The organism is Romboutsia sedimentorum, assembly GCF_030131845.1.
GTDB lineage: Bacteria > Bacillota > Clostridia > Peptostreptococcales > Peptostreptococcaceae > Romboutsia_D > Romboutsia_D sedimentorum.
The window spans coordinates 35,827-59,624 of record NZ_JASKYM010000011.1; the positions used below are offsets into that span (position 1 = coordinate 35,827).

Consider the following 23,798-nt stretch of genomic DNA (forward strand, 5'->3'; position numbering starts at 1 on the left):
AAGTTTGTTATATAAATCAAATGGAGGTTAGTTATGAATAATAACAAGAATAAAGACTCGTTTTTAAAAGGTGCTCTTATACTTGGAATGGCAGGTATAATAGTAAAAATAATGGGTGCATTTTTTAGAATACCTCTTGGAAATCTAATTGGATCAAAAGGAATGGGATATTATCAAGCAGTATACCCTGTGTATACCTTGTTTTTAACTTTAGCAACAGCAGGTTTTCCGACTGCACTTGCTAAGTTAGTTTCTGAAAAAAATGCAATTGGTGATTACAAGGGAGTACATAAAATATTCAAAATATCATATACTGTTTTATTTATTACAGGATTAGTAGCATTTTGTATATTCTTCTTTGGAGCTAAATACATAGTACAATCAATGCATAATCCAGATGCATATTATGCAATGTTAGCAATTGCTCCGGCGCTTTTATTTGTGCCAATGATGTCTTCTTATAGAGGATATTTCCAAGGTAAAAAAGAAATGACTAAAATTGCAATATCTCAGATAAGTGAGCAATTTTTTAGAGTTATATTAGGTTTAGGATTAGCATATTTTTTAATGAATAGTTATGGATCGGAATTAGGAGCAGCAGGAGCTATAGCAGGAGCTACTGTGGGTTCTATAGCATCTACAATTTATTTAGTAACGATATATATTGGTGAAAGAAAACAACGTAAAGCCGAGAAAAAAGCGAGCCAACATTTTAAAGATGAAACTGTTGGTAGAATATTAAAGAAATTATTAGTAGTTGCGATACCTATAACAATAGGTGCATCAGTTATGCCTTTAGTAGGTATGATAGACAGCATGATAGTTATTAGAAGATTAACAGAAGCTGGATTTACATCAGACCAAGCTTTATCAATGTTTGGACAATTAACAGGCATGGCGATGGCGATAATAAATTTACCATCAGTTATAACTATAGCGATGAGTATGAGTTTAGTGCCTTCTATATCAGAATCATATGCTGTGGGTAATAAAGCTAAAGCAAGAAAAGATACTAAGAGTGCTATAAAAGTTACTCTATTAATGGTTTTACCAGCAGCGTTTGGTATTGCGTCATTAGCAACGCCTATAATGAGCCTTTTATATCCTAATGAACCATCAACAGTAGGTACAATACTGTTTGTGCTTACACCTTGTGTTGTATTCTTAGGATTAATGCAAACTATGAATGGTGTACTTCAAGGAATGGGTAAACCTATGATACCAGTTATAGCTTTATCTATAGGTATGGTATTTAAAATAATAATAAGTTATACATTAACTGGAATACCAGAAATAAATGTTTTTGGTTCTGCACTTGGGACAGTAACAGCTTACTTAGTTGCAGCTCTTATTGAAATTGTTTATGTAAAAAAAGCTATGAATATAAGATTCTCACCTAAAGAATTTATTATAAAGCCATTAATATCTGTTATAACTATGTTTATAGCTGTTAAATTAAGCTATGCACTGTTTGCAGGAATAATAGGTAGTAAAATAGCTACAGTTGTTGCAATATGTGTAGGAGCAGCTGTTTATGGATTAGTAATCATATTCATAGGTGGAATTAGAAGAGATGAAGTATTAACTATGCCAAAAGGTGAAAAAATTTATAAATTGCTTAAAAAATTTAATCTTATGAGATAGTAAAGAGAATATATATGCAAATAAAGGAAATACTTATAAATAGCTAATTACCTTTATTTGCATTAAAATATTTATTAAATGACTAATAATTGATAAAAAGTAAGAGGAGTGGTATCATGGGTAAAATAAGCATTGTAGGACTTGGACCAGGAGATTACTCTCTTATCAGTCAGGGTGCATTAGAAGCACTACAATCAAGTTCAAGAATATTTTTAAGAACTGAAAAACATCCAACTGTGGACAAGCTTAAAGAAACTATACAATACACTTCTCTAGATTATTTTTATGATAAAGAAGAAAATTTTGAAAATGTATATAGCAAAATTTCTGAATTCATTGTAGAATTATCTAAAGAGGGCGATTTAGTATATGCAGTTCCAGGACATCCAAGAGTTGCAGAAAAGACTGTAAGTATAATAGAGTCACTAGCAAAGGAAAAGAACATAGAAGTAGAAACTATAGCTTCTATGAGCTTTGTAGATGCTATGTTTAATTATCTAGCAATTGACCCAGCTGATGGATTCAAGTTAGTTGATGCTTTTGAGATAGAGAATTCATTTATAGATACAAATACGAGTATGATAATAACACAAATATATGACCGTTTTATAGCATCGAATATAAAGCTGAAGTTAATGGAATATTATGATTATGATCAAGAAGTATGTATAGTGAATGGAGCAGGTGTCAAGAATCTAGAGAGTAAGAAATATGTACAATTGCAAGATCTTGATAGATGTGAAAATTTATTTGATTATTTAAGTAGCTTATATATACCAAAAAGTACTAAAAGTGTGTATAATACTGTATATGACCTAGAAAAAATAATGAATACGTTAAGAAGTCCATTTGGATGTGATTGGGATAAAAAACAAACTCATGAATCTCTTAAAAAATATCTTATAGAAGAAGCCTATGAGCTTTGCCAAGCTATTGATAATGATGATATAGATGAAATGATAGAGGAGCTAGGTGATATTCTTCTACAAGTTATATTCCACTGCCAAATAGGTCAAGAAGAAGGCTATTTTGATTTTAAAGAAGTAGTTAGTGGAATATGCAAAAAACTTATATATAGACATCCTCATGTATTTAACAATGCTAAAATAGACATGGATACATTTGAAAAAACATGGGAAGAATTAAAGCAAGAAGAAAAAGGCGAAAGTTCTATAACTGATGGATTAAAGAGAATACCAAAATATTTACCAGCGCTTATAAAAGCAGAAAAAATTCAACACAAGGCGGCACTTGTAGGGTTTGATTGGGATAATATAGAGGATGTATTTAAAAAAATTACCGAAGAATATAAAGAATTACTTGACGAATGTGAAGAAGGAAATATAAAATACATAAAGGAAGAACTCGGCGATTTATTGTTTTCTATAGTAAATTTAGCTAGATTCTTAAAAATAGATTCAGAGGAAGCCCTAAACTGTACAAACCATAAATTTGTAAATAGATTTGAATTTATGGAACAAAGTGCCAAAAAACTTAATAGAAATTTTGAAAAAATGACACTACAAGAAAAGGACGAACTTTGGAACAAAGCAAAAGAAAATAAATTATAAAAACATGTAAAAAACTAGAATTTTTACTGAAAAAATTAGAATTCTATTTTATAAACATTTATAGGAGGTATTATCGTGAACAAAGCTGAATTAGTATCAAAGATAGCAGAAAAGAGTGAATTAACAAAGAAAGAATCAGAAGCTGCATTAAATGCTTTCATGAAATCTGTAGAAGAAGCATTAGTATCAGGAGAAAAAGTTCAATTAGTTGGATTTGGAACATTTGAAACAAGAGAAAGAGCTGCTAGACAAGGTAGAAACCCAAGAAACCCAGAAGAAGTTATAGAAATACCAGCTTCTAAAGCTCCAGTTTTCAAAGCTGGAAAAGGTCTTAAAGATATAATAAATGCATAATTTTTAAATAAAAAAGTGTGGGATAATATACCACACTTTTTCTATATAAAGATTAAAAAATATAGTTAAATTTTTTTAGTAAAGTAGATAATAGGGAGGATAAAATGAGACTAGATAAATTTTTAAAAGTATCGAGGGTTATAAAGAGAAGAACCGTTGCTAAAGAGGCTTGCGATAAAGGAATAGTAGTAATCAATGGAAATGTAGCTAAGTCTTCATCAGAAGTTAAAATAGGCGATTTATTAGAAATAACTTTTGGTGAAAAAGTTATGAAAATAAGAATAAATGAAATAAGAGAGCATGTACTAAAAAATGATGCAAAAGAAATGTACGAGATAATAGAATAAATTTAAGAACTCTTCAGTATATTTATAGTAGTATTGATAGAAATATTTACTGGGGGGATATTATGGAACATAACATAACGTTAAAGGATAGGTCAAATTTAATTATTTCGGGAATAGAACATATCTATTCTTTTAGCGATAAAAAAGTAGAGGTAAGAACTTGTGCAGGTGAGATGGTAATAGAAGGTGAAAGCCTAGATATGAGCAAACTAAGTTTGGATGAAAATATTATAAGCATAGAGGGAACTATAAACTCTATTGTGTATTCAAAAGAAAGAAAGCCACAAGAAAGTTTCTTTAAGAAGGTGTTTAAGTAAATGATCCCATTTACTCAAGATATAACTTTCTTTTATGCAACTATTTATGGTGGAATAATTATAGGTTTGTTGTTTGATATTCATAGAGCATTTAAAGCTAATTTTAAATTTATGAAATATTGTTCTTTCTTTTTTGATGCATTGTTTTGGTCTTTAACTACTATAATAATATTCATAACAATAAATGCTATAGAATCTTTTGAATTAAGATATTATCATTTTGTGGCATTATTTATTGGTTTTATCTTATATTACAACACCATAAGTAAGTTTATTTTAACAATAATGAATAAAATTATTTCTTTAATAACAAATTTATTCAAGAAAACAATAAAATACATAGTCAGTATTTCGAATAATTTGTATTACGTTATAATCTACTCATTACACTTTATATTTGATATTATATTCTATATACCTAATATTTTCTTAGCTAGTAGAAAATTTATAAAAAGAAAATCTTTAGGTAAATTGAAAATAAAAAAAAGGGTGTAGATGAGATGAACTTAAGAAAAAAATTTTCAGGTCAATTCTTAGTTATAAGTATTTTCTTTATTTTTATGGGATTTAGCTTAATTGGGGGATTTATATTTCAAATAACAAAAGTAAAAGACTATAGATTAGAAATAGCAAATATAAATAAAGAAATAGATGAGACTAAATTAGAAATAAAAAAATTAAAAAAAGTAGAAAGTACTCATGACTTAGAAACTGATGCAAGAAACCGATTAAATATGGTTAAGCCAGATGAGATAATATATTTTGATATACAAAGAAGGTAACTAAGTTACCTTCTTTTGTGTATTAAAAATTATAAATGAAAAAATTAGATTGAATTTTTATTAAACAAAAGGAGAAATGATTATGAGAATAGCAACTATAGATATTGGAACAAATTCAATGAGATTATTAATAGGTGATTATATAGATGGACAAATACACAACAGAAAAAAACTTATGAACACTACTAGGATCGGACAAGATGTTGATAAAGACGGATATATAAGTGAGGAGGCTATAAAGCGAAATATAGAAGCGCTGAGAGAGTTTGTAGGCATTTGTAGAGAAGAAAAATGTGAGCATATTTATAGTATGGGAACTTCAGCTCTTAGAGATAGTAAAAATGGATATAAATTTGTAGAATTAGCAAAACAAGAAATAGGCATAGATGTTGAGGTAATAAGTGGAGAGGAAGAATCAAATTTAGGATTTTCAGGAGTTTTAGAAGGATTAAAAGGCAATGATGATATTTTGGTTATAGATATAGGCGGAGGGTCTACAGAGTTTATTATAGGAAATAGAGATGGAATTAAATTTGCTAAAAGTGAAAATGTAGGAGCTTTAAGAATGACAGAAAAATTTTTAAAAGCAGATCCTATAAATGAAAATGAGTTTGATGAAATGTCAATTTTCATAGAAGGTAAAATAAATGAAACTCTAAATCATATAAATAAAAAAAGTATAAAAAAACTTATCGGTATAGGAGGAGCAATTACTTCTTTATCTGCAATGGAGCAAGGATTACAAGTTTATTCTATGGAAAAAATACATAATAGTGAAATATGCAAAAAAGATATAGATATAATTCTACAAAATTTAAAAAAGATGACATTAAGTGATAAAAAACACTTAAAAGGACTACAGCCAAAAAGAGCAGATATTATAACTGCTGGTGTAAAAATATTGAATATAATAATGGAAAAACTAGAAATAGAAAACATAGTTGTAAGTGAATACGATAATTTGGAAGGCTTAATGTGTCTAAAAGCGAAAAAAATGTCTTAATATTTTAAGTATATACAAACCGATTATGACAAAAAAGAATACTTCTCTTTGATACAATTTCAATATAAACAATAAGGGGAGGATTCTTATGGAAAAGAGTGTAGTAAGTTTAAAAGGTAAAAGTATAAATCTAAATTACATAAAAATAAGCAGCTATATTGATTTTAATACAATAATGTTTACAATAATGGGATTTTTATTAAGTAGATCTATATTAATCGGGTCAATAGCTCCATTAGGTATAGCATTTTTCTTATATATATCAAAGGTTAAACGATATAGGATACCTGTATTTGTATCTACATTAGCTGGTATATTTTTATCTGCAAACAGTATGGCGTATGTTTTTAAGTATGCACTATGTTTAGTAGTTTTTATGGCGATTACGCCGAAAACTAAAAAGATAGATTCCACATGGAAGATATCTTTAATAGGGGCAGCTGTAGTATTGCCGATATCATTAGGACAAGCTTTACTATCGAGTAAATATATATACGATATATTAATTGTTGGTATGGAAGCTGTAATAATGTTTATATCTGTTTATATTTTTTCATATGGGATTGGATTATTAACTAACACAAATAAAAGAATATCAGTAAATATAGAAGAAGCTATATCAATAAGCTTACTAGTTACTTTTAGTATAATGGGAATAGGCGAATTGTCAATTTTAGGTGTATCTATAAGGGTGGTCTTATCAACTATGTTGATTTTGATAGCATCTATTATAGGTGGATCATCTATGGGATCAACATCTGGAGTTATAGTTGGGATAGCCTTTATAATTAATAATATAACATCAGCAATTTATATGGGTATATTTTCTTTTGCGGGTCTAGTGAGTGGTGCATTTAATAAACTTAATAAATATTTTTGTATACTAGGATATATATTAAGTTGGATGATATTATATGCATATACTTCTGGAGTTGGTTCTAACTTAACACAAATAAGAGATATATTAATAGCTTGTCTGATTGTATTAGTTTTGCCAGATGAATTTTTCAAGAGGGTAGAGAAGATAATAAAAACGGATATAGCTTCAAATGAAGTTGTTAACGATTATATAATGAGAAGTAAAAACTTAACTAATAACAGGCTTATGAATATGAATAAAGCCTACAATAGCTTAGCGGATACATTTGACCAGATAAGAGAAAGAGAAAAGATTGTTAATAAAAGAGATATAGCTACTATTGTAGATATGATACATAATGATCAATGTGAGAACTGTAGTATGAGAAGGCGATGCTGGGACTTAAAATTCAATTATACGTACACATTAATGAATGATATATTAGAAAAATTAGAAGAAAACGGAGAAATAACTTGTACTGATGTTTCTGAAGAATTTATAAAAGAATGTATAAAACCTGAAGCTGTTATCAAGGCATCAAATTATTATTATAAATTATTTGCACTAGATTATAACTGGAACATTAAATTTTCAGAAAGTAGAAAATTAATAGCAAATCAAATCAGAAGTATATCAAAATCAATAGAAATGCTATCAAATGATTTAGATATCAATATAATACTTGATTTAGAGAGAGAAAAAGATATACATGATCAGCTAGAAAGAAATAGTATCTCAGTAAATAAAGTAAATTATGTTACTAAAGGTGAAGATGATTTTGAAATAACAATAGAAAAGAAAACATGTGGTAATGGTTGTATGTGTGATGATAAGTTAATAGATGTAATTTCTAATCATATGGAAGAAACATTGTCTGCTCAAAAAATAGGATGTTGTTCGTTAGGTGGCAGATGTAGTATTACTCTTAGTAAAAGTCAAAACTACAAGGTGATAACAGATGTATCATCTATGTCAAAGGATGGTCATGTATTATGTGGAGACAATTATACACATATGGATATTAATGATAGTAAATATATGATAGCAATAAGTGATGGGATGGGAAAAGGAGAAAAAGCTTATGAAGAGTCATCTATAACCATTGATATACTAGAAAAAATGATGGATGCAAAAATTGAGGATGAAATAATTATAAATACAATTAATAATATGCTTTTATTAAAATCATCAGAAGAGATGTTTTCAACTCTAGATTTAGGAATTATAGATTTGAAAAAAGGTATATTACAAACTATAAAAATGGGAGCATGTTCAACATACATAAAAAGAGACAAGGATGATATTGACTTAATTTCATCATCATCTCTTCCTGTGGGAATATTATCAGATATAAAATTAGATAGAAAAACTGTGAAAATAAAAGATGGTGATTATATAATAATGGTATCTGACGGAATACTTGATGCAGGGAAAAATAATAATATGGGTGATAATTGGTTAATATACTTCTTAAAAACTATAGAAACTACAAATCCAAAGGAAATTTCAAATTTAATATTAGATAGAGCGCTTGAAATTCAAGGTGGATGTGTTGAAGATGATATGACTGTATTAGTAAGTAAGATATATTCTAGTTAAAATAGATAAAAGAATTATAGATAAAAGAAAATATTATATTAACAGTTTGTGTGTAAAATGTTGATATAATGTGGATAACATAAAAACGTAGAATAAAAGAGTTATAAACGTTGAAATTGCAAAGTTCGACAAAATTCAACAATATGAAAATGTTAAAATTATACATATGATATTTATAAAATATACCTATTATCAACACTAATCGTTGATAAATCAGGTAAAATTGTTGATAAGTATTAAAAAAATGTTAATAACGTGTTAAAAAGTATAAAAATATAAAAAATTAAAAATTACATACACATTGAAAAAACTAAATGTTTGTCGGAAAATAACCTGTGAATATGTGTATAAGTATGTGGATAACTATTTTATTTAAACAAAAGTATTAATGGTAAGAGTTGAATAATATGGACTAAATGAGCCATCCTAATATATAAATAGATTTTATTGAAAGGATGGCTTATTATGGGTAAAAAATTATACAAAGTAATTATACCTTTATGTATATCTGTTTTTTGTACTACAGCTATAAGTAAAGAATGCTATAGCCAATGCATAACAACAAAGAATAATACTATTTCAATAGTTAACAACGAAGATAATGAAAATCCCAAAAAAGAAATAAAAAAAGAAATAAATAAAGCTCCTAAAATTGACTATAGTAAAACTTGTTGGAAGTTACAGTCATTATATAGTAGCGAGAAAGAATGGAAAGAGGAGTTAAAACAGTTTACCAAGGATACTAAAGAACTTGAAAACTATATAGGCAAAGTAACTAAATCAAAAACACACTTGTCATTTGCTCTAAATATAAAAGAAAAATTAGATAGAAAAATAAATAAGCTTTATGCTTATTCAAAATTAAATCAAGATATTAATAAAAATTCATATAAATACTTAGATATGAATGAAAGTATTAATAAAGCTAATATGGATTATATGGATATATGTTCGCATTTAGAATTAGAAATACTTAAGTTGTCAGATAAAAAATATGAACAAATAATATCTAATAAAAAAATAAGTAAAAAATATGGAATGTATTTAGCTGAAATTAGAAGATCTAAAAAACATTATTTAGATGAAAAAAGTGAAGATTTGATTGCTAGAACTTCCACTATAGCTTCTTTACCAGGTCAAACGTATGAACTTTTTAGAAATATGGATAAAAAAACAAACTTAAATCCTTCGCAATATGCAACAGTTTTAGAATATGGAGATAGAAATGAAAGAAAGTCTGCTTATCAAAATGAGTTTATAGCGTACAACGATAATATAAATACTTTATCAGGTCTGTTAGTTGGTCAAGTAAAGAAGAATATATTTTATTCTACAGAAAGAGGATATAAGTCATCTTTAGATATGAATTTACAATCTGATGATATAGATGTTAAGGTTTATGATGAGTTAATAGAAACTGTAACTAAAAATACATCTAGTTTACACAAATACGTAAGCTTAAGAAAGAAAATTTTAGGTTTAGATAAAGTATATTATTATGATATGTTTGTGCCAATAGTAAAACCAGTAGACGATGATATTACTTATGATAAAGGTCAGGGAATAATATACTCAGCCTTAGGACCACTTGGAAAAGAATATGGAGATATACTTTACAAAGCCTTTAATGAAAAATGGATTGATGTTTATTCTAATGATAATAAAGTAAGTGGAGCATATTGTTTGTCTGTTTATGATGATCATCCGTATATTTTAACAAATTACAATAATACATTAAGTTCTGTGTCTACGTTAGCTCATGAACTAGGACATGCAGCTTATGAATATCTTAGTGCAAAGAATCAAAATTATTTTAATTCAAATCCATCAATATTTACTCATGAAGTAGCATCTACTACAAATGAAGCATTATTGTATGAAGTTCTTATAAAGAATGCTTCTAATGATAAAGAAAAAGCGTATTATATAACTCAATATCTAGATTTAATTAAAGATACATTATACGTTCAGACTATGTATGCAGAGTTTGAAAAAACTATACATGAAATGGTTGAAAGTGATAAAAGCGTAAATGCACTAGTATTAGATGATATATGGGGTGGTCTTTTAAAGAAATATTACGGTGGTAATTATGAAGTAGATCAATTATCTAAAGTAGGTTGGTCAAGAATACCTCATTTTTATAATAGTTTCTACGTTTACAAATATGCAACAGGGTGTAGTGCAGGAGTAAGTTTTGCACAGGATATACTAAAAAATGGTCCTGATAATTATATACACTTTCTAAAAAGGGGAAGTTCAGACTATCCAGCAAACCTTCTTAAAGATGCAGGCGTAAATTTAACAACAACAAAACCTATAGAAAATACAATAAAAAAATTCGATTCTTTAGTAAAAGAATTAGAAAATATAGTAGCAAAATAATTTATATGACAAACACAATATAAAAGTGCTAAAATATAACCAAAGGTCCTATTTGATAGGACTTTTTGTTTGTAAAATATAGTGGAGGAATAACTTTATGCAAAAAAAAGTGAGAAAAGCTGTAATACCTGCTGCAGGTTTAGGAACTAGATTTTTACCAGCTACAAAGGCGCAACCTAAAGAGATGTTGCCAATAGTAGATAAACCAACGCTACAATACATAATAGAAGAAGCTGTAGCATCAGGTATAGAAGAGATACTTATAATCACTGGTAGAAATAAAAAATCTATTGAAGATCATTTTGATAAATCAGTAGAGTTAGAATTAGAGTTAGAGCAAAAAGGAAAAAAAGAATTATTGGATATAGTTCAAGGTATATCTAATATGATAAACATACATTATATAAGACAAAAAGAGCCTAGAGGATTAGGTGATGCAATTTACTGTGCAAGACACTTTATAGGAGATGAACCATTTGCTGTAATGCTTGGAGATGATATAGTAGATAATGAGGTACCATGTTTAAAACAACTTATGCAAGCTTATGATGAATATAGAACTACAATACTAGGCGTACAAAAAGTAGATATAAAAGATACAGATAAGTATGGTATAATATCTGCTAAGCATATAGAGGACAGAGTATATAAGGTAAAAGACTTAGTTGAAAAACCAGAACCAGGGAAATCTCCTTCAAATATAGCTATACTTGGGAGATATATAATAACACCTGAGATATTTGAAATATTAGAAGACTTACCAGCAGGTAAAGGTGGAGAAGTTCAACTTACAGATGCACTAAAGGTGCTATCTAAAAAAGAAGCAATGTATGCCTATAACTTTGAAGGAAGAAGATATGATGTTGGAGATAAGCTAGGATTTCTAGAAGCTACGATAGATTTTGCTCTTAAAAAACCTGAGCTTAAAGATGAATTTATAGGTTATTTGAAGCACGTTTGTAATAAATACGATGATAAATAAAAGAAAATTTTTTGAGGTGATATAAATGTCGAATGTAAAACAAAAGAAAAAAAACAAAATTATAGCTATATCAATAGTAGTAGTTCTTGTAATTACAAGTATGACAACACTGTTTGGTATGTTAGCAGCAATATTGTAAATTAAAGCTAGTCTTTTAATAAAGGCTAGTTTTTTGTGTTTAATAAAATATATAATCATATTATATGGTTAAAATCAACTAATGTAATACACTAATTAATAAATATACATATATATGTTTACTAATTAACAAATATAATATATAATTTTCATTAATAAGACTAACTAAGGAGATGGATATATTATGGATAGAAATTTGGCATTAGAACTTGTTAGGGTAACGGAAGCAGCGGCATTAGTATCATCACAATTTATGGGAAAAGGTGATAAAAATGGTGCTGATGGAGCAGCGGTTGAGGCTATGAGAAGAGCTTTTGAATCAATTAAGATAAGTGGGGAAGTAGTTATAGGAGAGGGCGAGTTAGATGAAGCTCCTATGCTATATATCGGTGAAAAAGTAGGTATGAACACAAAAGGAAGTATGGAAGTTGATATAGCAGTAGATCCATTAGATGGAACTACATTAATAGCAAAGGGACTTCCAAATGCGATATCGGTAATAGCAATGGGATCAAAAGGTAGTTTGTTAAATGCACCAGATACATACATGAAGAAAATAGTAGTAGGACCTAAAGCTAAAGGAAGCATAGATTTAAACAAAACTCATGAAGAAAATATAGTAAACGTAGCAAAGGCATTAGGAAAGAAAACTACTCAAATGACTATAACAGTTCAAGATAGAGAAAGACACGATGATATAGTTAAAGCTGCTAGAAAATTAGGAGCTAGAATAAAAATGTTTGGTGATGGTGATGTAGCAACAGGTATAGCAACTTGTTTTGAAGAAACAGGAATAGATATGCTTATGGGAATCGGTGGAGGTCCTGAAGGTGTAATAACTGCAGCGGCAATAAAGTGCATGGGCGGAGATATGCAAGCACAAATATATCCATTAAGTGAACAAGAAAGAATAAGATGTCATGAGATGGGATTCTCAGATGAAGATATTAAAAAAGTTTTAAGTATAGATGACTTAGCAAAAGGGGATGAATTATTCTTTGCTGCAACAGGTATAACTGAAGGCGATTTATTAAAAGGAGTAATACCAGTAGGGAATGATAGAGCTAAAACTCAATCGGTAGTAATGAGAGCTAAAACAGGAACAATAAGATTTGTTGATGCTATACACAACTTAGATAAAAGTGATATATTAGTAGAATTAATGAAAAAATACAATATGGAATAGAGATAAACTTAAATTTAAAAAACTATAAATCTAATCTTTAAGATTAGATTTATAGTTTTTTGTATAATAGATTTAATTATAATTTTATACAAAAAATAGAGAATTAAGTTTAAAATAAGTGAAAAATGTATAATATATATTATATAAAAGTTAATGTTGTATTTATATGATAGTTTACTTTTTTTATTTGTTGACCGTAGTGCAGTAGAAATGATATTATTAGAATTAATTGCAAAGTAAAACTTTTCTTTTTCACACCTTTAATTCCCTAAAATAATAAATGAAATTTATATAAATAATATATAGATGAGGAGGATTTTTTTTGAACTTAAATGAGAAAACATTGAATGAATTAAGTAGTAAAACATTGCCACAATTAAAAGAGATAGCTAAAGAGTTAGGTATAAAATCTATAACGAAATATAAAAAAAGTGAACTAATTGAAATTATTAATGAAAATTCTAAGAATAATCACATAGAAAAAGAGAAAACTAGCAAAAGAGAAGAAGTTAAAGAACAAAATGTTATTATTTCACAGAATAAAGTTGCACAATATAAGCAGTTAGAGAAAAAGCCAGAGAATAAAACTTATGTAAAACCTTATGAAAAGAAAGAAAATGAAAATCAAAATAATTCAAGAACTACTGAAAATAAATACGTTAAAACTGGTGAAAATAGAACTTTTAATAATACTTCTAATGCAAGAAACAATAAACCGTATTATGCTCCAAAACCTGTGGATGAATCTAAGATAGTAGATGAGTTTAATACATCTAAAGAAGATGAGGTAATGGGGGTTCTTGAAATTTTACCTGATGGATTTGGTTTCTTAAGAGGTTCGAATTATTTATCAACAGAAAATGATGTGTATGTATCTCCGTCTCAGATAAGAAGATTTAATATGAAGACAGGTGATAAAATAAAAGGTATAACTAGACATCCTAAAACAGGAGAAAAGTTTAGAGCTCTTTTATATGTTCAAAAGGTAAATGATGAAAATCCAGAAACTGCAATACAAAGGAAAGCATTTGAACTATTAACACCGATTTATCCAGAAGAAAGATTGACATTAGAGAGAAGTCAAAATGACATAGCTACAAGACTTATAGATTTAGTATCTCCTATAGGTAAAGGTCAAAGGGGATTAATAGTTGCACCTCCTAAGGCAGGTAAAACAAGTCTTCTTAAAAATGTTGCAAATAGTATAGCTAAAAATCATCCTGATGTTGAGTTAATAGTGCTTCTTATAGACGAAAGACCAGAAGAAGTTACAGATATGAGAGAATCAATAAACGGAGATGTTATATATTCAACATTTGATCAAGTATCAAGTCACCATGTTAAAGTAGCAGAAATGGTTTTAAATAGAGCACAAAGATTAGTTGAACATGGTAAAGATGTTGTTATATTATTAGATAGTATAACAAGGCTTGCAAGAGCTTATAACTTAACTATATCTCCAACTGGTAGAACTTTATCAGGAGGTCTTGACCCAGGTGCACTTCATGGTCCTAAAAAATTCTTTGGAGCAGCAAGAAACATAAGAGGTGGCGGTTCACTTACGATACTAGCTACTGGATTAGTAGAAACTGGTTCTAGAATGGATGATGTAATTTTCGAAGAATTTAAAGGTACAGGAAATATGGAATTAAACTTAGATAGAAAATTAGCAGAGAAAAGAATATTCCCGGCAGTAGATATATATAAGTCTGGAACTAGAAGAGAAGACTTATTGCTTACTGATGAAGAAAAGACTGCTCTTTGGAGATTAAGAAGAGAAATGAGTAATAATTCAGTACTAGAAGTTACGGATAAAGTAATAGAATTACTTAAGAGAACTAGAAATAATGATGAATTTATAAAATCAATAAAAGCACTTTAAAGTAATAGAAAAACTGCTTGTACCGATAAAAAACTTATGTTATAATGGTGTAGTTGATAATGCAAAATGAAAAATTAATATAATTAATTTATAAAATAAAGAGAAGAGGTGAATAGAATGCAAAAGGATATACAACCAAAATACGAAGCTGTAGAAGTGCGTTGTGCTTGTGGAAACACATTCCAAGCTGGTTCTGTTAAGGACGAGATAAAAATAGAAATATGTTCTGAATGCCATCCTTTCTATACTGGAAAGCAAAAGAATATAGAAGCTGGTGGAAGAATAGACAAGTTCAAGAAGAGATTCAAAATAGACTAATCTTTATAAAATGTGGAGTTGGGCAGCCAACTCCTATTTTAATGAAATAAATCATGATGAAATTAATTAAATTGACATAAATGTAGAAATTTTAAGCAGTAGGGGGTAATAATCATGTATAGACCGGTCAATCACGGATACATAGAAGTTGTAATAGGACCGATGTATAGTGGTAAGAGTGAGGAACTAATAAGAAGAATAAAAAGAGCTAGAATAGCAAAACAAAATATTGTTGTGTTTAAGCCTAAAATAGACAATAGATATAGTGTAGAAGATGTTGTTTCTCATAGTGGAGACAGTGTTAATGCTATACCTATTAATAGTGCAAAAGAGATATATAATTTTATAGATAGTAAGACGCAAGTTGTAGGTATAGATGAAGTTCAATTCTTTGATGAAGAAATTGTGGAAATAGCTATGGATTTAGCCGACAAAGGAATAAGAGTAATAGCTGCTGGATTAGATATGGATTTTAAAGGCGAGCCTTTTGGTCCAACACCAAACCTTTTAGCTGTTGCAGAATTTGTTGATAAAATACAAGCTATATGTTCTGTATGTGGTCAACCAGCAAATAGGTCACAAAGATTAATTAATGGAGAACCAGCAAGATATGATGATCCTATAATACAAGTAGGGGCTGTAGAAAGTTATGAAGCTAGATGTAGAAAATGCCACGTTGTATATAAAGATAAAAAATAATTTGAATATAATCAACCTACCCTTTAAAGTTTTACTTTAAGGGGTGTTTTTGTATTATAATAAAATATAGATAGTAAAAGTTTAAATTTAAAGAGGTGAGTGCATGAAGAAGCAATCTGTCGGTGGTCAAGCTGTAATTGAAGGTGTTATGATGCAATCTAAAGATAAAAGAGCAATTGCTGTAAGAAAAAGTGATGGAAAAATAGTTGTAAAAAAAAATAAAATAAAAAGTTGGATAAATGAGAAGAATATAGATAAAATTCCTTTTCTAAGGGGTTCGTTTGTACTAATTGAAACAATGATAGAAGGGATTAAGAGTTTGAATTTCTCATCAGAGTTTTTTTTAGATGAAGATGGAAGTGAAGAAGATGCTTTTGATAAATTTATAAAAAAGATATTTAAAGACAAAGCAAATGATGTAATGATAGGGATATCGATGCTAATAGCTTTTGTATTATCAGCTGGTCTATTTATAGTACTTCCAACAGCAGTAGGAGGTGCATTTGCGAGATTGGTGAATAATGATGTGTTATTAAATCTAATAGAAGGTGTAATTAGAATTTGTATTCTATTTTTGTATATAGTATTAATATCAAAGAGTAAAGATATAGAAAGAGTATTCCAATACCACGGTGCTGAACATAAAAGTATACATTGTTATGAAAGTGGAGAAGAACTTACAGTAGAACATGCAAGAAAATTTACTAGATTTCACCCTAGATGTGGAACAAATTTCTTGTTTATAGTTATGTTTACATCTATAATATTATTTTCTTTCTTTGGTTGGCCAAATCCTATTATAAGGATAGTAATGAGAATAGTATGTATACCTATAGTTGCAGGAATATCTTACGAAATAATAAGATTTCTTGGGAAATATAATAATAAAATAACTAAAATTGTAGCATATCCAGGTATGATGTTACAAAAATTCACAACAAAAGAGCCAGACGATAAGCAATTAGAAGTAGCAATAGCTGCATTAAAAGCAGTAGTAGATTAACAATAGAGGAGATAATATGACGATAAGAGATATAATTATAAAATACTCAGAAGAACTTAAAGAAATAAGTGACACTCCAAGACTAGATGTAGAACTTATTCTTCAAAAATCTCTTGGTGATGTAGATAGGATTTATATTCATATTAATTTAAATAAAGAATTGAGTAATGATGAATACAATTTATTTTTATCTATGATAAAAGATAGAATAAATGGAAGACCAGTTGCTTATATAGTTGGTAATCGAGAATTTATGGGATTAGACTTTTTTGTAAAGGAAGGAGTCCTTATTCCAAGACCAGATACAGAAGTTTTAGTAGAAGAAATAATAGAACTTTGCAAAAATAAAGACAAAGTAGAAATACTAGATATAGGAACAGGGTCAGGAGCAATAACTGTAAGTTTAGCAAAATATATAGAAAAATCTACTATTAAATCTTTAGATATATCTGATATACCGTTAGAAGTTGGTAAAAAAAATGCAATAAATAATGGTGTTGATAATAAAATAGAATTTATTAAATCAGATCTATTTAGTTCAATTGAAGATAAGAATATTAAATTTGATGTAATAGTGTCTAACCCACCATATATACCTAAAAAAGATATGGAGACACTACATACACAAGTAAAAGATTATGAACCATACAATGCACTAGAAGGTGGAATTGATGGATTAAATTTTTATAGAGATATAACAGAACAATCGAAGTGTTATCTAAAAGAAAATGGTATATTAGCGTATGAAGTTGGTCATGATCAAGCTAAAGATGTTTCAGATATTATGAAGGATAATGGGTATACAAAAATATACACTAAGAAGGATATTCAAGGCATTGATAGAGTTGTTATAGGGTTTAAAATATGATATAATGAAAAATTGATATGATACAATAGATGAGGTGAAAAAGTATGCTAAAAAAATTAGAAGTATTAGAGGATAAATATAGAGATTTAAATGAAAAAATAAGTAACCCAGAAATAATAAATGATCAAAAAACTTGGCAAAAATACATGAAAGAACAATCTGATTTAGAGCCTATAGTAATGAAGTACAGAGAGTATACAGATGTATTAAATAATATAAAAGATTCAAAGGAAATACTACAAGAAGAATCTGACGAAGAATTAAGAGAGTTAGCTAAAATGGAACTATCTGAAATGGAAGAAAAAGTAGAACCATTAGAAGCAGAACTTAAAATATTATTATTACCTAAGGATCCTAATGATGACAAGAACGTTATAGTTGAGGTAAGAGGTGGAGCTGGTGGAGATGAAGCGGCTTTATTTGCAGGAAGTTTATTTAGAATGTATTCTAGATATGCTGAGAGAAGAAGATGGAAAATGGAATTATTAACTGCTAGTGATACTGGAGTTGGTGGATACAAAGAGGTATCTTTCCTAATAAAAGGTAAAGGTGCATACTCAAGACTTAAGTATGAGTCAGGAGTTCATAGAGTTCAAAGAATACCTGCTACTGAATCAGGTGGAAGAATCCATACATCAACTGCAACAGTTGCAGTTTTACCAGAAGTACAAGATGTAGAAGTCGAAATAAATGCAAATGATTTAAGAATAGATGTTTTCCGTTCTTCAGGAAATGGTGGACAAAGTGTTAATACTACTGACTCTGCAGTTAGAATAACTCATCTACCTACAGGTGAAGTAGTATCTTGCCAAGATGGAAAGTCTCAATTAAAAAATAAAGAGCAAGCTTTAAAAGTATTAAAAGCTAGACTTCAAGATAAAGCATTAGCAGATCAAAATAAAGATATAGCAGCTGACAGAAAGAGTCAGGTTGGTACAGGTGATAGATCTGAGAGAATAAGAACTTACAACTTCCCTCAAGGAAGAGTAAGTGATCATAGAATAAACTTAACCTTATATAAGTTAGATTCATACTTAGATGGAGATCTTGACGAAATGTTAGATGCTTTAATCACTGTTGATCAAACTGAAAAGATGTCAGCAATATAAATCCCTATTAATTAGGGATTTTTCTGTAGAGTTTAGAAATTTTTCTATAAAATACTTCATTATATAAACTTTAGGGAATGTTATAAATTAATCATGTATATAATTGAATATAGATGATTAAAGGGGGAAGTTATGATACTTAGAATAACATTAATTGGTCTTTTAGCAGGTGTCATAGGAACAGGAGTTGGAGGCGTTATATCGGCAATTTTTAGAAAAAATGTGGACAAATATCTACACTTTTTTATGGGACTATCTGGTGGGATAATGCTAGCTGTGGTTGTTTTTGATTTAATGAAAGAATCTATGGTACAAATGGGAGTATTTAACACGGTAATATTCACTTTTTTAGGTGTATTATTAACTATGTACATAAAAACTAAATTAGATGTATCAAAAGAAATGAAGTCTGGTTATCTTATATTTATAAGTATACTACTTCATAATTTACCAGAAGGATTAGCTATAGGTTCTTCTTTTATGTCTACAGAGTCCTTAGGAATGACACTTGCAATAGTCATTGGTATACACAATATACCAGAGGGACTAGCTATGGCATTAAGTTTAGTAGGAACCAAAATGAAAATTTCAAAAGTGATTTTATTTACAATAATAGCAGGTGTGCCTATGGGAATAGGTAGCTTTTTAGGTGCTTATTTTGGAGGAACTTTTAGTTCGTTAATAGGAGTATTTTTAGCTATGGCAGCAGGTACAATGATGTACGTTGTTTTAGAAGAGATATTTCCAAAATCAAGAAGCCTATATTGCATAATTGGTTTTTTAGTTGGAACAGTTATTGTAAATTGCATCTAAACTAAAAATGAAAGTAGGTAAACAGAAGATGAAAACTATGATAAGTAATATTGATGTAAATAATATAGACCTAAAAGAATTAAAAAAGCATTCTAAACTATTAAGTGAAGGAAAAACTGTTATATTTCCTACAGAAACAGTTTATGGTTTAGGTGCAAATGCACTAGATGAAAATGCAGTTAAAAAAATATATGAAGCTAAAGGAAGACCTAGTGATAATCCGCTTATAGTACATATTTATAGTAAAGAAGAAGTATATGATTTAGCTAAGGACATAAATGAAAAAGCAGAAATTATAATGGAAAGATTTTGGCCAGGTCCTATAACTATAATTTTAAACAAAAAAGAAATAGTACCTAAAACAACTAGTGGTGGATTAGATACAGTTGCTATAAGAATGCCTTCACATAAAATAGCAAGAGAAATAATAAAACAATCAGGCGTTCCAATAGCAGCTCCTTCAGCTAATATATCAGGACGACCATCTCCTACTAAGGCTAATCATGTTCAAGAACAAATGGATGGTAGAGTAAGTGGTATTGTATTGGGTGGAGATAGTAATTTTGGAATAGAGTCAACAGTTATAGATCTTACAGGAGATATTCCTATGATATTAAGACCAGGGAGTATAACAAAAGAAAATTTAGAATGTGTAATTGGCAAAGTGGATATAGATCCATCTTTAGCTAAAAAAGAAGATAACAAAAAAGCAAAAGCTCCTGGTATGAAATACACTCATTATTCTCCTGACGCAGATGTTTATATAGTGTCAGGAAGGCAAGAAAATGTTATAATAAAAATTAATAACTTGATTGAAGAAAATACTAAAAATGGATTAACTACAGGAGTAATGTGTTTAGATAAAAATAAACATAAATATAACTGTGAAGTTTTATCTTTAGGAAATACTTTAGAAGAAGTAGCAAGTAAATTATTTGATACTTTAATACAAATGGATAAACAGAATATAGATGTAGTATATTCTGAAGAATTTGAGTCTACTGGATTGGGTCAAGCTATAATGAATAGACTTCTTAAATCTGCTGGATATAAAGTAATAAAAGCATAATATTTACTGGTAAATATATGCCTAAATATATTATAATATAAAATGGAGGGCTACATACATGAAAATAGGACTAGGAAGTGACCATGGAGGGTATAATCTAAAGAAAGAAATTGCAAATTACTTAGATGAAAAAGGAATAGAATATGTTGACTTTGGACCTAATAATTCGCTAGAATCAGTTGATTATCCTATATATGGAGAAAAAGTTGCAGACGCAGTAGTAAATAAAGAAGTAGACTATGGTATACTTTGCTGTGGAACAGGGATAGGAATATCTTTAGCTGCTAACAAGGTTCCAGGAATAAGATGTGCAGTAGTATCTGATGTATTTTCAGCTAAAATGTCTAAGGCTCATAATGATGCAAATATGCTTTCATTAGGAGAAAGAGTTTTAGGAAGAGGGTTAGCTTTAGAAATAGTTGAAGCTTGGATTAACACAGAATTTGAAGGAGATAGACACTCTAAAAGAGTTGATATGATAAAAGAAATAGAAAAGAAGCACAGTAAGTAGGAGGAAAATAAAAATGAGTAAAGTAATAATAACAGATCATCCATTAATACAACATAAGTTAACATTAATGAGGGACAAAAACACTGGTTCTAAGGATTTCAGAGAACTTTTAACAGAAATAACTATGTTAATGGGATATGAAATAACAAGAGATGTACAATTAGAAGACATCGAAATAGAAACACCAGTAGTTAAGGCAACATCTAAAGTTATAGCTGGTAAAAAATTAGGAATAGTGCCTATATTAAGAGCTGGACTTGGAATGGTAGATGGATTAGTAAGTTTAATTCCAGCGGCTAAAGTTGGACATGTAGGATTATATAGAGATCCTGAAACTTTACAACCAGTAGAATACTACTGTAAACTTCCTCAAGATATAGAAGAAAGAGAAATGATAGTAGTAGATCCAATGCTTGCTACAGGAGGGTCAGCTATAGCTGCTATAGACGTGCTTAAAGCTAGAGGAGCTAACTCTATAAAGTTAGCTAACTTAGTTGCGGCTCCAGAAGGTATAGCAGAAGTTCAAAAATATCACCCAGATGTAGATATATACGTTGCATCTGTTGATGAAAAATTAAATGATCATGGATATATAGTTCCAGGATTAGGTGATGCAGGAGACAGATTATACGGTACTAAATAGTCAATTAAATATATTATTGGGAATCTATAAAGATATAGATTCCCTTTTGCGTTATAAAAACCGATAGAAGAGGGTAAAATATTATAGACAATTATGTTGTATAATATGAAGTCAAAATAAAAAGTGAATTTTGAATTTAATATTTAATACAATTTAAAACAAAAAAGGATTAAATATTTTGCTAGGAAATGTTTTCTGTTAAAAAAATTAAACAATATTAAAAAAATATTTGAAATTTGTTTAAAAAATGCATAAAAAGTGGTAAGATATATTTTATTAAGAAATTAGCAAAATACATAAGCAGTAAATATATAAATAAAAGTAGTTAGAAATTTAATTATTTCATGTTAGTGAGGAAACTATATATGAGCAAAAGAAAGATGTATATGGAGATAGCTAGTATGCTTTCTTTGGTAAGCCAGATAGGATTAATGATATTAATATCTATATTAGGATGTACGTTTATAGGTAAATTTTTAGATTCTAAGTTTGGAACTGATCCAGTATTAACAATAATATTTTTATTGTTAGGTATTGGGGGAGCATTTATGTCAGTTTACAAAACTTTAATCGTGTATACAAAAAGGAAGTGATATCATGAATACAAATCTACAAGATGAAATAAACTACGTAACAAAGGGCGTTTTGATTTTTGATTTAATAGTAATTTCATTATTATTTATAACGTCATTTTTTAGCAAGGGTATGTTTTTAGGACTAATATTTGGTTCAATAATTGCTATACTTAACTTTAGATTATTAGCTATAGCAGTAAAAAAAACGGTAACTATGCCTGTATCAAGGGCTCAAATATATTATTCAAGTCAGTATATATTGAGAATGACTATAACAGGAGTAGTTTTACTAGTCTCTGTTAAAGCCCCTTATTTAGAAATACTGGGGGTTGCAATAGGGTTGTTAGGTCCTAAGTTTGTTATATTAGCAAAAAAATTATTAATAGACAAACTAAAAAGAAAGGAGGCGTAAGTATGAGCCAAGCAAAATGGGTTATATTTTTTAATAACTTTAAATTAAGTGACACGGTAGTAACAAGTTGGATTATAATAGCTGCTTTAGCTTTAGTATCTTTCTTACTAACTAGAAACTTAAAGAAAGTGCCTACAAGTAAAGTACAAGTATTTTTAGAGTTTGCTATAGGTGGTCTTGCTAATTTTGTAACTGATACAATGGGAGAGAAAACACTTAAAAGAATGCCAAATATGATACCGTATATAGGAAGCTTATTTTTATTCTTTGCATGTTCTAACCTAATAGGACTTTTAGGATTTAGATCTCCTACTACAGACTTAGATACAACATTAGCATGGGCACTGATAACATTCTTTATGATTTACTATGCAGGAGTTAAATTCAATGGATTTGGTTTCTTTAAAGGACTATTAGAGCCAATTCCGTTCTTATTACCACTTAACTTAATTGGAGAGTTAGCTAAGCCTATCTCACTAAGTTTCCGTCCATTCGGAAACATATTAGGTGGATCGGTTATAATGAAACTACTATATGATTTCTTAGGGTATGTATCTACATTAATACCTGGAATATCAATACCAGTTGGTCAATTATTAATACCAGTACCACTACATTTATACTTTGATATATTTGCTGGACTATTACAATCGTTTATATTCATAATGTTAACGATGGTTTTCGTTGGAAATGCAGCAGGAGCAGAGTAGAAATTGTGATTTAAATTAA

The 23,798-nt window shown here is 28.8% G+C and carries 25 protein-coding genes; all 25 read left to right on the forward strand.

Features of this window, described 5'->3' with window-relative positions; all coding sequences use genetic code 11:
• Positions 1–33: 33 nt before the first annotated feature.
• The 25 genes from QOZ84_RS14655 (at position 34) to atpB (ending at position 23,779) form a co-directional block, all read left to right on the forward strand.
• On the forward strand, positions 34–1,644 hold the full coding sequence (locus tag QOZ84_RS14655; RefSeq protein ID WP_284133682.1) for a putative polysaccharide biosynthesis protein: 1,611 nt from the start codon (positions 34–36) through the stop codon (positions 1,642–1,644).
• A gap of 116 nt (positions 1,645–1,760) precedes the next feature.
• Complete coding sequence (gene yabN / locus QOZ84_RS14660; protein ID WP_284133683.1) at positions 1,761–3,215, forward strand: bifunctional methyltransferase/pyrophosphohydrolase YabN; 1,455 nt, start codon at positions 1,761–1,763, stop codon at positions 3,213–3,215.
• 75 nt (positions 3,216–3,290) lie between these two features.
• Positions 3,291–3,569 carry an HU family DNA-binding protein gene (locus QOZ84_RS14665; protein ID WP_026902377.1) on the forward strand — a complete coding sequence of 93 codons (279 nt, stop codon included), beginning with the start codon at positions 3,291–3,293 and terminating at the stop codon, positions 3,567–3,569.
• Positions 3,570–3,673: 104 nt separating this feature from the next.
• Positions 3,674–3,916: an RNA-binding S4 domain-containing protein gene (locus QOZ84_RS14670; protein ID WP_284133684.1), complete on the forward strand. Its 243-nt coding sequence runs from the start codon at positions 3,674–3,676 to the stop codon at positions 3,914–3,916.
• A gap of 62 nt (positions 3,917–3,978) precedes the next feature.
• A complete protein-coding gene (locus QOZ84_RS14675; RefSeq protein ID WP_284133685.1) occupies positions 3,979–4,233 on the forward strand; it encodes a YabP/YqfC family sporulation protein in 255 nt (84 codons plus the stop codon).
• On the forward strand, positions 4,234–4,728 hold the full coding sequence (gene yabQ, locus QOZ84_RS16635; protein WP_284133686.1) for a spore cortex biosynthesis protein YabQ: 495 nt from the start codon (positions 4,234–4,236) through the stop codon (positions 4,726–4,728).
• A 5-nt stretch (positions 4,729–4,733) separates the two neighbouring features.
• Positions 4,734–5,015, forward strand: a complete 282-nt coding sequence (locus QOZ84_RS14685; RefSeq protein ID WP_284133687.1) for an FtsB family cell division protein — start codon at positions 4,734–4,736, stop codon at positions 5,013–5,015.
• 82 nt (positions 5,016–5,097) lie between these two features.
• A complete protein-coding gene (locus QOZ84_RS14690; protein WP_284133688.1) occupies positions 5,098–6,018 on the forward strand; it encodes a Ppx/GppA phosphatase family protein in 921 nt (306 codons plus the stop codon).
• Positions 6,019–6,106: 88 nt separating this feature from the next.
• Positions 6,107–8,476, forward strand: a complete 2,370-nt coding sequence (gene spoIIE / locus QOZ84_RS14695) for a stage II sporulation protein E (protein WP_284133689.1) — start codon at positions 6,107–6,109, stop codon at positions 8,474–8,476.
• Between the two features lie 465 nt (positions 8,477–8,941).
• Positions 8,942–10,861, forward strand: coding sequence for an oligoendopeptidase F (gene pepF / locus QOZ84_RS14700; RefSeq protein ID WP_284133690.1), 1,920 nt, complete (start codon positions 8,942–8,944; stop codon positions 10,859–10,861).
• Positions 10,862–10,958: 97 nt separating this feature from the next.
• A complete protein-coding gene (gene galU, locus QOZ84_RS14705) occupies positions 10,959–11,843 on the forward strand; it encodes a UTP--glucose-1-phosphate uridylyltransferase GalU (protein WP_284133691.1) in 885 nt (294 codons plus the stop codon).
• Positions 11,844–12,165: 322 nt separating this feature from the next.
• Positions 12,166–13,167, forward strand: a complete 1,002-nt coding sequence (gene glpX, locus QOZ84_RS14710; RefSeq protein ID WP_331496601.1) for a class II fructose-bisphosphatase — start codon at positions 12,166–12,168, stop codon at positions 13,165–13,167.
• Positions 13,168–13,489: 322 nt separating this feature from the next.
• A complete protein-coding gene (rho, locus tag QOZ84_RS14715; protein WP_284133692.1) occupies positions 13,490–15,049 on the forward strand; it encodes a transcription termination factor Rho in 1,560 nt (519 codons plus the stop codon).
• Between the two features lie 117 nt (positions 15,050–15,166).
• A complete protein-coding gene (gene rpmE / locus QOZ84_RS14720; RefSeq protein WP_026902367.1) occupies positions 15,167–15,367 on the forward strand; it encodes a 50S ribosomal protein L31 in 201 nt (66 codons plus the stop codon).
• 114 nt (positions 15,368–15,481) lie between these two features.
• Positions 15,482–16,066, forward strand: coding sequence for a thymidine kinase (locus QOZ84_RS14725; protein ID WP_026902366.1), 585 nt, complete (start codon positions 15,482–15,484; stop codon positions 16,064–16,066).
• A gap of 103 nt (positions 16,067–16,169) precedes the next feature.
• Entirely contained in the window at positions 16,170–17,069 is a 900-nt protein-coding gene (locus QOZ84_RS14730) for a DUF1385 domain-containing protein (RefSeq protein WP_284133693.1), read from the forward strand.
• A 16-nt stretch (positions 17,070–17,085) separates the two neighbouring features.
• On the forward strand, positions 17,086–17,937 hold the full coding sequence (gene prmC / locus QOZ84_RS14735; RefSeq protein WP_284133694.1) for a peptide chain release factor N(5)-glutamine methyltransferase: 852 nt from the start codon (positions 17,086–17,088) through the stop codon (positions 17,935–17,937).
• A gap of 44 nt (positions 17,938–17,981) precedes the next feature.
• Positions 17,982–19,046: a peptide chain release factor 1 gene (prfA, locus tag QOZ84_RS14740; protein ID WP_284133695.1), complete on the forward strand. Its 1,065-nt coding sequence runs from the start codon at positions 17,982–17,984 to the stop codon at positions 19,044–19,046.
• Between the two features lie 132 nt (positions 19,047–19,178).
• Complete coding sequence (locus tag QOZ84_RS14745) at positions 19,179–19,859, forward strand: ZIP family metal transporter (protein ID WP_284133696.1); 681 nt, start codon at positions 19,179–19,181, stop codon at positions 19,857–19,859.
• A gap of 28 nt (positions 19,860–19,887) precedes the next feature.
• Complete coding sequence (locus tag QOZ84_RS14750; RefSeq protein ID WP_284133697.1) at positions 19,888–20,928, forward strand: L-threonylcarbamoyladenylate synthase; 1,041 nt, start codon at positions 19,888–19,890, stop codon at positions 20,926–20,928.
• Between the two features lie 58 nt (positions 20,929–20,986).
• Complete coding sequence (gene rpiB / locus QOZ84_RS14755; protein WP_284133698.1) at positions 20,987–21,439, forward strand: ribose 5-phosphate isomerase B; 453 nt, start codon at positions 20,987–20,989, stop codon at positions 21,437–21,439.
• 13 nt (positions 21,440–21,452) lie between these two features.
• Entirely contained in the window at positions 21,453–22,082 is a 630-nt protein-coding gene (gene upp / locus QOZ84_RS14760) for a uracil phosphoribosyltransferase (protein WP_284133699.1), read from the forward strand.
• A gap of 365 nt (positions 22,083–22,447) precedes the next feature.
• The gene (locus tag QOZ84_RS14765; protein ID WP_284133700.1) at positions 22,448–22,675 is read left to right on the forward strand and encodes an AtpZ/AtpI family protein; all 228 of its coding nucleotides are present in this window, start codon (positions 22,448–22,450) and stop codon (positions 22,673–22,675) included.
• Between the two features lie 4 nt (positions 22,676–22,679).
• On the forward strand, positions 22,680–23,069 hold the full coding sequence (locus tag QOZ84_RS14770; protein ID WP_284133701.1) for an ATP synthase subunit I: 390 nt from the start codon (positions 22,680–22,682) through the stop codon (positions 23,067–23,069).
• Positions 23,070–23,071: 2 nt separating this feature from the next.
• Complete coding sequence (gene atpB, locus QOZ84_RS14775) at positions 23,072–23,779, forward strand: F0F1 ATP synthase subunit A (RefSeq protein ID WP_284133702.1); 708 nt, start codon at positions 23,072–23,074, stop codon at positions 23,777–23,779.
• The last annotated feature ends 19 nt before the right edge of the window (positions 23,780–23,798 follow it).